This window comes from Oligoflexus sp. (assembly GCF_035638955.1).
Classification (GTDB): Bacteria; Bdellovibrionota_B; Oligoflexia; order Oligoflexales; family Oligoflexaceae; genus Oligoflexus.
Genome location: NZ_DASQYZ010000519.1, coordinates 67727 through 78300 on the forward strand (window position 1 = coordinate 67727; position 10574 = coordinate 78300).

Below are 10574 nucleotides of genomic sequence, written 5' to 3' on the forward strand. Positions count from 1 at the left end.
CATAGCAATTTGCAGGGTCCCCGTAAATGAGTCATAATTATGGAGTCACCGCCGCAAAGGCTTTCCCTATGCAGTCCTTTCGAAACATGACCACCCTCGTTCTGGGCCTCGGCCTTGCTCAGACCAGCTGCGGCCCGCAAGGCCAGGTGGAACGCAGGATTCATCCACCTTTGAACCTGACGGCCCGGGATGCCCAGGATCAGGCTGCGAAAAACACGACCAGCTTTCCACGAACCCGGCAGGGTTTGCCGACCCGCTGCGCTCTGGAGGTGCGGGTCAAGGATTCGTTCTGCATCAGTTGCGATGAGGGCGGGATCGATATCGAACGTTGCTACGCCTTCCGCGGGCTCTTTGATGACGCCAAAAGCTGTGTTTACTCAGCGGAATACATCAAGTGTTTGAATGTGGCCCCGCCTTTCGCTTTGAATATCGCCATCAAGGGCTCACTTGAAAAAAGTCTGGTGGAAAACACCCGGCATTGGCAGGAAAGTCTGCGGTCGATTGCCAAGCCGCAGCTCAATGCGGAGCTGCAGGCGGCCCTGGATGATGGATTATCCAAAACCGGGCAACTGGTGCGGATTCTGGTTAAGGCGCGTAAGAATCCACAATGGATCGATCAGGATCTTCCTCAGCTGACACCCGCCTTGAAAAAAGCCGTGGAGCAGTTGCAGCAGGACAAGGAAGCGGGTCATCTGAAACTGATGCCGATCCTTCAGGTCAGTCGATCCATACTGGAATCCACCGGCACCCCAGCTTCCCTTTTGTCCTACTGGGAAGCACTCAGTGTTGAGGGGCTGGAGGAGCCGGGCGAATAACCGCAAGGCTCAGGGTCGCGTGGTCGAAGGCAGCGGTCCGGTAGGTTCCGTCTTGGGTTGCGATTCGGCCTTCTTCTTATAGAAATCCTGAATACTCGGCATCAAATGCGTGACCACCTCGTCCACCGATCGGACCAGGACGATTTGCTCAAAATCCTTGCGATCCATCAGCTTGCGGTCCAGCGGATATTTTTCCATCCAGTCCAGCAGACCTTCCCACATCCCGCCCAGGAGCAGGAAGGGTCTCGGCGCGATATGACCGACCTGCATCAGCTGCCAGGTATAAAAGAGTTCCAGCAGGGTTCCGATGCCGCCAGGCGTAACCACCACGGCATGACTGATCCGCATGAATTCATCCAGACGCGACGAAAAACGGCGGTGATGATATTTCACGTCCAGATGGGAATTGGCGTCCGTTTCAAACGGCAATTCGATATGCAGACCGTAGGAACGGCTTTGATTGCTACCCTCTTTCGCGCCCACATTGGCCGCTTCCATCAGGCCAGGCCCGCCGCCGGTGACTATATCAACGCCTTGCTGCGACAGCTTTTTAGCCAACGCATAGACCTGTCTATACTCATCGGTATCGGGCTTGATGCGCGCCGATCCGAAAATACTCACCCGATAAAAATCACTGCCGATTTCGGTCACAAGACTATCAAGATCAGCGACTATCTCATTCAGTTGCTGGATTTTTTTACTCAGAAACTTACGGACACGTTTAGGTTCTACCGCCATGCAGGAACTCCTCAAGGCCATGCAATCCATCAGTGTCCAGGTTAGCAAACTGGAATCACCCAAGCATAGAGGATTCTGGAGCCTGCTTCGGAACACCTACTATGTCAACTGGGACGCACAATCCGCTGTGCGTTGGGAACTTCAGGACTTGCATCGGCGCCGGACTTTTTGGAATCCTCGTGGGACAGGTGAAATCCGCGGGTGCCAAACAGTGCATCCCAGCGTCGTACGATAACCTCCAAGGGCAGGCACAGCAAAAGAAGCAGGGCCCAGCCGCTGGAAAAGACCCAGTAATAATCGGGAATGACCTTTTGTTCCGTGCGTTTGATCGTGGTGAGATCCCCTGTGACTTTGGCCAGCCAATCCTGAATCTGGGCTTTTTCCTGCTCGCTCTCCAGCTCGACCAAAGCGGCTCCTGTCAAAGTTTGCAGCTGACTCAAGCGATTGAAGGAACCCTCCATCTCGCGGTCGGCAAAAACCTCTGGCACCACGCCGTAAATCGAGGCCTTCACCTGGCCGAAGGCCGGATGGGTGCCCTCAATATTAAGCTCGCAGGCTAGACCGCTGGCCAGGCGACTCGGCAGTGTTCCACTCAAAACCCATTGATCACCGCTCACCATCTGCCGCAGGACATCCTTCGACGGCACGACCTGGCCGCAGACTCGAAACTGCCAATCGCTGCCTTCATTGATGAATCGTGCCGCTGGACCGCGCACCCGTACCGACCATGGTGTATAGGAGCCCTGGGTTTGCAGACTGAGTTCCTGCAACCAAAGTGGCCTTTGCATTTCCTCACGCAAAAGCCAGGTCATGGCCGAACGTAAAAAGCTGTGATAGGTTTCACGCGATCCTTTGGGACCCGGATTCATGGCCAGCTGCCAGAGGGAATCGGAAAAAAGCCAGATCGCCCGTCCTTTGCCAGGATACGATGCGGCTGCCAAAAGACTTTCCTTGCCGTCTGCCGTCTCCGCCATCAGCAAAGGCGTCACGCCTTCCGCCTGCAGCTGCACCTGATCGAGTCGATGCAAACCTTTGAACGAATCCTCAGGATTCAGATTGAGATCGAGCTTGATCCAGTCTTCAAAAACGGTGGCCAGCGTGCGTTTTTCCCGATCGGGTTCCGCAGCCTTGATAGTGAATTTCAAATTCGGGTCATAAGGCACGGCCGGTGCATCAAGCCACGCTGCAGCATCATCCTTGCGAGCCGAGGCTCCCGCGGTTTTGAAAGGCAGCAGGGTAGCCAGGGGCGACCCACTGAGATCCAGTTCATGCAAGGCCCGCGGTCCTCCGATAAAGAGCAGACCGCCGCCATTCATAACGAAATCCACCAGATTTTTTTGATAGCCTGGCTCCAAAAACTGATAGAGGGAGAAATTTTGAATCACTACGGCTCGGAAGTTCGGCAGCTCCTCATTGAACAGCCGGTCCACGGGAAAAGGAATCAGGCTGAGTTCCCGCTCATTGGTCAGCTGCATATCGGTGGGATCACGCAGAATGAAAAAGCTGATCATGTCATACTTCGGCTCGGACTTCAGATAACGACGAACAAAGCGTCCATCCCAGCTGGGCGAACCCAGGAGATGCAAAATTCCAATCGTGTTGGGCAGAATTTCGAGACTCTTATAGAGCGTGTTATCCCAGATCGTCGATTCATTGCCGACCGGCAGAGCCTGAACCTTGATCAGGTGCGTCCCGCGCGGCAGAGGCGGCATGGGAACAGTGACCGTCAGCTGCGATTCACCGGGCCGAAACGTGACATTGAGCGAGGCCAGATTGCGCGCCAGGACCGAGGCCTGCAACTGAACCGTCAATTCCTGATCGAGACTTTTCCCGCGTCTATGCACGGTGGTTTCCAGTTCGATATTTTTCTGATCGAAACCAAAATCCGGACCGCCGACCATTTCCAGCCAGATATTATCCTGCTCGGCATGCGGACTCGCCAGGATGAGACCACGCTGCAAACCATCACGACGTCCCATATCCTTCAACTGCTGCGGCCAGGGTTGATTGGGCTGTGAATCCCCGCCATCCGAAAGGACAATCCATGGGTCCACGCCGGTTAAAGGCAGCCAGCTGCGAATGCCCAAAGACAAGGGTGTAAAACCCTGCGCAACTTCATCGGAAATTTCAGACAGTTTGGTTTCCTGAAGGCGACAGGCCATCTGCCGGCAGGAGCTATCCAATCGACCCAAGAGATTTTCCGTTCGAGCCTGGGATTCCGGATCATTCATACTTGCGGAATCATCACGCAGGATATGAATGGTCTTCAGACTGACCGAACTGGAAATCAGATCCTTATCCATGCGGGGAAATACGGCCAAAAGAATCGGGGCGACCCAGCCCACGCGCAGCACGAAGGCCATGAGGCCCCGCTGCCAACCGTAACGCCTGATCCAAAGCACAGCCAGTATCACAAGGCCCACGCACACGGCGATAAATAGTTCTCGAAAGTCCTGCACTCAGCGCAACCTCTGCATTATTTCCGAAAGCTGAAAAGCTGCTTAGCGAAGCCTCTTCAAAATTTCCGGAAGATGAATTTGATCTTTCTTATAATCAGTAGCCAGAGCCACCATCATCAGGTTGATAAAAACGCGCACGGCCTGCTCTCGCGTATACTTCCCAAAGCAGGCGCCCGAACCTGGTTCATCCAACGTGAATCGCAGAAAATCCCCAGGCACCAGGACCATGGCAATGCGCTGATCAAAATGAAAACCTTCCCACACCTGATTGCCACATTGGGGTAAGGATGCGAGCAGGTGAAAGCTGCGCATGAGTTCATGATCAGGCGGAATGGGTTTCCATGCGCCTTTGGGAATGGCTTCCAGAACAGCCTGTTTAAAGGCCTGCGAGCCATTATGGTTTTCCACCACCAAAAATCCGCCTCGCTGCATCCAACCCGTGAGTTCACCAAAATCAGTTTTATTCATGCTTTCCAAAAGCTGCGGACGGTTCACCCAGAGCCAGGGCTGCTGGTACATATCACGCTGGAGGCTGGGAGTATTAATGATCTGTTCGTCCAGTTCGATGCTGGTCCGTCCCGCCACGTCCTTACGCAGAGCGCTGGGGCGGGGAATGCTGGGATAACCTAATAGATTCAGCTGCACGCCTGCATCCACAGGTTGCGGCCAGGCACTCACCATCACGAGCAGCACGAACCATCGCACGGCCCAGGGATACTTTTGTAAAAGCCGGCGCAGACCGCTGCCGATAATTTCCAGCCAAACGGCGATCATCAGAATAACGAGGCAGAGATAAATCCAGGGGCGGGCATCATTTTCAGTTCCCGAGGCGGCCTTCTCGCGAACCAGACCCTTGGTCCCCAGGGTCATCTGCGGCGGCAGCTGATCCGGAACCGCTTTGCGACCCAGGCTTTCCCCAAGCGGCACGTTGCTGACCTTCACATCCGGCACCTCATAGGCCAAAGAAATATCTTCAATCCGCGGCCAGCTGAGCTGCTTATCCGCGCCGGCGGCATATTTTTTACCCGTAGCCTGTAGCACCGCGCGGAGCATCAGAGGCAGCTGGCCATAACTGATCTGTCCGGCACGCAGAGGATTCAGAGGGATGGTGAAACCAACAAGGCGCAAACCCAGCTCCTTATTTCGCAGCGTCATAGCCAAAGCGCCAAGGGGACTGTCCACCTCCCCGCCCAGCTGCAAAGCACCAATGGATTGTAAAACGCCGACATACTGATCGCGATGCTCCAGATTTTCACAGTAAGCTGGCTTGCCTGACAGAGGCTGAGGCGCCTGGGCCAACGCGGCAAAACAGGTACAGATATCATCGTAGCTGCTGAGATCCTCACCGGGCAGAAGCCAGACCAAAGCATCGGACCGGCTGCGCTCCAGGATGCTGCGTTCGCTGACAAACGTGGGGCAAAACGCCTGCACGGGCGAGGCGGGACCAACTTCGCTCACGACCAGCGACGGGGTCGTCCAGTGACTACCTGTATTGCGGATTTGGTCGATTCTTTGCGTTTGGTAGCCCAGGACTTCAAGACTGGTTTTCAGATGAAAGATGGAGTCTTCCAAGAACATTTCACCACGCGGTTTGGAAATTATGAGGGCATCTTCATTCTGGAGCTGCAGCCAGGTGCGAAATTCATTATCCGGAAGAAGGTCATCAGGCCCGGCGGGTGTGACGGTCCACACGAGGCTGGTGGATTTATCCTTTTGCTTCTTTTGCAGCTCGGCCAGTGCCAGATTAATTTCCAATTCAAGGCTTTTCATATTGGCTTCAAATTGGAAATTTTGCTGAATCAAGACCTGGCCGTCGATCTCGGCGGTCAGCCGACCTTGAATGACCTTGCCTTCACCGGTGCGCCGGAGCGTTACGTGCCAGAGCCCACTGGGCGCCGCGCTGCCTGTCGCCTTGGGCTTGGCCTCATCGATAAAAAGGTTATCCATGGTCTGGGGCCGTCCTGGCAAAGGATACCAGGAGATCTGCATTTTCTTTTCCAGATAGCGCCAGTTGAAATCCTCCCAGCTGGAGAGATCGCTGTCGGAGACGACGATCAACTGATCGATATCGGAAAGCTTGCGGAGCAGCGATTCAGCTGTCGCACCAAGTTTGACTCCGGCCCGATGAAAACCTTGAGTTTGAATGATGGAACCGACACGCTTGAGGTCAGCATCGACATAAACCGTCGGGTCATTGGTGGTGCTGAAACTGAGACGCGCTTTACCTTCCATCGCATCAATCAGCTTTTGAGCCTCCCCTCCATAGGTGCTGGCCGTGACGCCGAGCGCATGCGATGGGCTCATATCAAAGAGCACATGCGTGCGACGCAGATCGAGGTCATCGGATTTCATCAGCGGTTCGGCCAGCCGAAAGCTATAAATACCGAGGGCCGTCGCCGCCACGAAAAAGCAAAGGAGCGGCCACAGCGGAGGCGGAATCCAACGAAATTTAGGCAATACGGTGAGTTCAAGTGGAATGACGCGCAGGATAGGCAGCCAATAACGTTCCTTCTGCCGTCTGACAATAAACCAGATCACAAGACCCAAAGCGGCAGTCAACAAGGTCGCCATCATCATGGGACCGCTGCCCAAATTTCCCATCAACCGATCCTTTCCCCTTTAAGGGCGGCTTTAGCCGTGTGCCAGGATTGTTCCAGGTGAAAAAGATAACGCTGGATGGAACTCGCATCGTGCACCTGCAGATAATGCCGATGCACCTTGAGCCATTGTTCCGCCATGCTTTCCATCCACTGCGCAATACCTTTTTGCAGGTGCTGTTTTTCCAGCAGAATGTCACCGAGATATTCCCGATGCACAGGAGCTTCTTCAAAATAGGAATCATCCGACCGCATCCACGCGACATCCGATTCCAGCGATGACAGGGCATGGATCCAGCTGGTCAAGGGGCCTCGTTTATCCAGGAGCCATTGCGGAATTCCATTGAGCCCGTCACTGATCCAGATCAGAACATCGGAACGTTCCGCATGCACGGCCGAGACCGATCGTGGTTCCAGCGGCAGCTTATCAAAATTTTGAAACGCATCCTTCTGCAGCTGCTCGAAGTGAATGGCCAGTTCCGTCGAGGAACGCGCGGAAACCTGATGCAGCTGGTTATCCTGCAAACGATAGAGTTTGACATGATCACCGGCTTTTAAATACTGATAGCAAAGATGCAAACCCAGACGCCAGCTGAGCTCGCGTTTCGTACAGAGCTGTCGGCCGATGGCTTTCAAAAGACGGGCATCCGGCCAGTTCATGGTCGGGCTGTCTTCGATAATGATGCGAACCCGACAGCTCGCCTCATCGAAATGCTCGCGAATCACCAGCTGCTCGGTGCGGGCATAGGCACGCCAGTCGATCAACTGCACAGGATCACCAAGCGTATAGCGGCGGCTGCTGGCCGGCATGCGCGTCGGCCGCATCAGGTTCAAGCGCTGGCTGCCGTGAAAACGCATGGTGCGCACCGGCTGCGAGCCCGATGGATCAAATACATGATACGGAGTCAACTGCCCCAAATGAGGAACCGAGGCGTGGCCCGGCATTACATCCATCCTTTCACAGCGAGATGGGCTGTCTCTTCAATATGCGTCAGCAGACTTTCAATAAAGCCATCTTCCGCATTCTGCTCATTCTGCGCCTGCACGACGAGTTTAATCCGATGGCGCAGAGCCGGTTTCACAAGGCGCCGCACATGACGCCACCGCACCGTATCGGAACCTTCGAGCAAGGCCAGCGATCGGCAGACGGACAAGAGACTGATGCCGGCGCGCGGTCCGGCTCCATACCAAATCAGATGACGCAGATGATCCGGGCAGTTGGCATCCTGCGGCCTTGTGGCTCGCACAAGACGATTGATCACACTGAGCAATTCATCCGGCACCACAACATTCTGCTTGGCCGCAATCAATTGCTTCACGGTTTCCACCGACATCCGCTGGGCCGCAACCTCCTGCGCCTGCGCTCCATGCTGTTCGCCGACGAGTTTGGACTGGGCGTGGGCCTGCAGAATTTTTTCTTCAGCGTCCTGATCCGGGTAATCGACCAGCGTGTGCAGGAGAAATCGATCCAATTGCGCTTCCGGCAAAGGAAACGCGCCCTCGGATTCAAACGGGTTTTGCGTGGCGAAGACCATGAACGGATCGGGCAGGATATGGGCGTGTGCACCGACTGTACAGGTACGTTCCTGCATGGCTTCCAGGAGCGCCGACTGGGTTCGCGGCGAGGCCCGGTTGATTTCGTCGGCCAGCAGGAGGTTTACAAAGATGGGCCCCTTGTTAAACTCGAAGGCCTTGCGCCCGTTTTCGGGATCGATATTCAAAATATCCGAACCGATGATGTCGCTGGGCAAAAGATCGGGGGTGAACTGCACGCGACCAAAATGAAGGTGCAGATGCTTGGCAAAAACCCGAACCAGGGACGTCTTGGCCAGACCCGGGGCACCGGTCATAAGAATATGTCCACCTGAAAGCAGGCAGCAGATGGCTTCCACAATCAAATCTTCCTGGCCAAAGATGGACTGGGACACGTCGCGTTTAAGGTCCTGCACCAATTGAGCCGCCTGTTCCAGTGACATCTTGTGATCTTGCATCGACGCCTCACCTTTCACGGAATTGCAAATTCGGAATCAGCCTCTAGTATCCTACCTCGGGCCTCCATTCCGCCACAAGAAGATGTCCCTTCCCGCCAGGAGCCGCATTGCCTAAAACCGGTGTGCAAACGATTTCAAGCTTTTTATAGGGAGTTTTGATGAGAATTTTTTTTCCGAATCCCGAAACCGGTGGCGCTGCACTTGAATACATTGTGGTGTCCGTCTTTGGACTGCTCCTGGCGATTGCCTCCATTGCTTTTGTCGGGAACGCAGCCAAACAAAAGCTGGGGGCCATTGAACAGCAGTTGGGCATTGAACTGAAGCTGGATGAGTTGAACCCCTTCGACTGAGGCAGTTTGATGGCACGAGTCTGGGGTCTGGTTCTGCTAGCACTTCTGGCCGGTGAAGGCACCTGGAACTCGGCCATTTTATACGAGTCCCTCCAGACGATGGTTACTCTGCGCCAAAGACTACTAGTGAATCCTCATCAGCTGCGCTTGCAGGTTTGCGCGACGGAAAATACTCGTAAATCCGGACTGTTTTGGAATGAGCAGGGGCGCTGGGTGGATGCCTGTCAATCGAGCAGAAATACCGGTTATCTGCCCCGCATCTGGCGTATCACGTGGACTCATAATTACCGGATGCTTTTTCTGCGGGAGGTCCCTATAACCTTTGCTATCGTTATAAAACGTTGAGAGCACTATGTACTTTATCGTATCCAAACTCACATTCGAAGCTGAAGCGACCAGTCGTGATGCCAAGGAAATGGCCCAGCTCGCCGATAAACTTCGTCAGCGATTTAAGATCAGTATTCAGATCGTGGATGAATTTTATAAGGGCGGACAGGCCGGCATCGTGGTCTCCGCGGTTCATCGCGAAGAAATGCAATTGAGCAATCTGATCGACGAAATTGCCGATGCCTGTGAAAACTCCGGTTATGGACGGATCCATTCCGAGAGTACTATTCTGGAAGACTTTGAAGCTTACGCCACAGAAACGGAATGAGGTGACGTGATGGGACTGCTTGCAGGCAAACGCGGCATTGTTATGGGTATCGCCAATGAGCGATCGATTGCCACGGCCGTATCCCGGACTCTCCATCGGGAAGGCGCCCAGCTTGGGTTCAGCTTTCTGCCCGATACCGGGGAACGCAAGCGCAATGAAGCGCGGGTGCGGCAGGTAACCGACGAGCTTAATCCAGCCATTGTGGCGTCATGTGACGTCACCGCAGATACCGACATCGAAGCCTTTTTTGCCCAGGTTCATGAGAAAATGGGCAATTTGGATTTCCTGGTGCATTCCATCGCCTATGCGCCCACCGAAGATCTCAAAGGCCCCACTTATATGACCAGCCGGGCCGGCTTTGCCACCGCCATGGACATCAGCTGCTACAGTTTATTAGCAGTGATCCGCGCCGCGCGTCCCTATTTGAACAAAGGGGCTTCGATCGTGGCCATGACTTATTTCGGTGGGGAAAAGGTCATGCCAGGGTATAATCTCATGGGCGTTTGCAAGGCGGCCCTGGATACAGCGGTTCGCTATGCGGCGGCCGAACTTGGCCTGGACGGCATCCGTGTGAATGCTGTTAGCGCGGGTCCGGTCAAAACCCTCGCAGCATCCGCGGTCGGTGATTTCAAAAAAATGCTGGGTCTCTACGAGCAATCCTCACCGCTGCGAGCCAACATCACGGCGGATGACGTCGGGGCCGCGACCGCGTTCCTGCTCAGTGACTATGCGCGCATGACGACCGGCGAAATCCTCCATGTCGACGCAGGGTATCACATCATGGGGACCGCTCAGTATTCAGAAACAAATCCTGCCTGATGACCTTGGAAGGACACCTAGGGCGGGTTATATTAGATGTACAACGCCGGGTGTCGATTTTTATTCTCTTGTGGCTGTTGCCTGTGAAAGACAGGCAAAGGCCCACGCGACAACCCTCCATCCCACGCTGCTGAACAACGTCATCATTCG

Annotated in this window: 10 protein-coding genes; 5 read left to right on the forward strand and 5 right to left on the reverse strand. The window is 54.6% G+C overall.

From position 1 onward, the window contains the following. Positions 1-26: 26 nt before the first annotated feature. Positions 27-815 carry a hypothetical protein gene (locus VE954_RS43035; protein WP_324964910.1) on the forward strand — a complete coding sequence of 263 codons (789 nt, stop codon included), beginning with the start codon at positions 27-29 and terminating at the stop codon, positions 813-815. Between the two features lie 9 nt (positions 816-824). Here VE954_RS43035 and VE954_RS43040 read toward each other — a convergent pair whose 3' ends face one another. From VE954_RS43040 to VE954_RS43060, 5 genes are all read right to left on the reverse strand, one after another. Next, positions 825-1553 carry an LOG family protein gene (locus VE954_RS43040; RefSeq protein WP_324964912.1) on the reverse strand — a complete coding sequence of 243 codons (729 nt, stop codon included), beginning with the start codon at positions 1551-1553 and terminating at the stop codon, positions 825-827. Positions 1554-1657: 104 nt separating this feature from the next. Further along, complete coding sequence (locus VE954_RS43045; protein WP_324964914.1) at positions 1658-4012, reverse strand: hypothetical protein; 2355 nt, start codon at positions 4010-4012, stop codon at positions 1658-1660. A 42-nt stretch (positions 4013-4054) separates the two neighbouring features. Beyond that, on the reverse strand, positions 4055-6613 hold the full coding sequence (locus VE954_RS43050) for a DUF4159 domain-containing protein (RefSeq protein WP_324964916.1): 2559 nt from the start codon (positions 6611-6613) through the stop codon (positions 4055-4057). Continuing rightward, positions 6613-7554, reverse strand: coding sequence for a DUF58 domain-containing protein (locus VE954_RS43055; protein ID WP_324964918.1), 942 nt, complete (start codon positions 7552-7554; stop codon positions 6613-6615). The genes VE954_RS43050 and VE954_RS43055 overlap by 1 nt, the downstream gene beginning before the upstream one ends. Next, on the reverse strand, positions 7554-8600 hold the full coding sequence (locus VE954_RS43060; protein WP_324964919.1) for an AAA family ATPase: 1047 nt from the start codon (positions 8598-8600) through the stop codon (positions 7554-7556). Before VE954_RS43060 ends, VE954_RS43055 begins: the two co-directional genes overlap by 1 nt. Positions 8601-8758: 158 nt before the next feature. On the opposite strand from VE954_RS43060, the gene VE954_RS43065 reads away from it, so the two are divergent. From VE954_RS43065 to VE954_RS43080, 4 genes are read left to right on the forward strand one after another with little or no spacing between them, the layout of a single operon-like run. Further along, the gene (locus VE954_RS43065) at positions 8759-8950 is read left to right on the forward strand and encodes a hypothetical protein (RefSeq protein ID WP_141736095.1); all 192 of its coding nucleotides are present in this window, start codon (positions 8759-8761) and stop codon (positions 8948-8950) included. Between the two features lie 9 nt (positions 8951-8959). After that, positions 8960-9295 (forward strand): hypothetical protein, encoded by a 336-nt coding sequence (locus tag VE954_RS43070; RefSeq protein ID WP_324964923.1) that lies wholly within the window; start codon positions 8960-8962, stop codon positions 9293-9295. A 7-nt stretch (positions 9296-9302) separates the two neighbouring features. Further along, the gene (locus tag VE954_RS43075) at positions 9303-9605 is read left to right on the forward strand and encodes a hypothetical protein (protein WP_324964925.1); all 303 of its coding nucleotides are present in this window, start codon (positions 9303-9305) and stop codon (positions 9603-9605) included. A 9-nt stretch (positions 9606-9614) separates the two neighbouring features. After that, complete coding sequence (locus tag VE954_RS43080) at positions 9615-10424, forward strand: enoyl-ACP reductase (RefSeq protein WP_324964927.1); 810 nt, start codon at positions 9615-9617, stop codon at positions 10422-10424. Positions 10425-10574: the final 150 nt, after the last annotated feature.

Coding starts and splice junctions, on each gene's coding strand:
- VE954_RS43070 (WP_324964923.1), top strand. CDS start 8,960: ATGGCACGAGTCTGGGGTCTGGTTCTGCTAGCACTTCTGGCCGGTGAA.
- VE954_RS43075 (WP_324964925.1), top strand. CDS start 9,303: ATGTACTTTATCGTATCCAAACTCACATTCGAAGCTGAAGCGACCAGT.
- VE954_RS43055 (WP_324964918.1), bottom strand. CDS start 7,554: ATGCCGGGCCACGCCTCGGTTCCTCATTTGGGGCAGTTGACTCCGTAT.
- VE954_RS43080 (WP_324964927.1), top strand. CDS start 9,615: ATGGGACTGCTTGCAGGCAAACGCGGCATTGTTATGGGTATCGCCAAT.
- VE954_RS43060 (WP_324964919.1), bottom strand. CDS start 8,600: ATGCAAGATCACAAGATGTCACTGGAACAGGCGGCTCAATTGGTGCAG.
- VE954_RS43035 (WP_324964910.1), top strand. CDS start 27: ATGAGTCATAATTATGGAGTCACCGCCGCAAAGGCTTTCCCTATGCAG.
- VE954_RS43050 (WP_324964916.1), bottom strand. CDS start 6,613: ATGGGAAATTTGGGCAGCGGTCCCATGATGATGGCGACCTTGTTGACT.
- VE954_RS43065 (WP_141736095.1), top strand. CDS start 8,759: ATGAGAATTTTTTTTCCGAATCCCGAAACCGGTGGCGCTGCACTTGAA.
- VE954_RS43040 (WP_324964912.1), bottom strand. CDS start 1,553: ATGGCGGTAGAACCTAAACGTGTCCGTAAGTTTCTGAGTAAAAAAATC.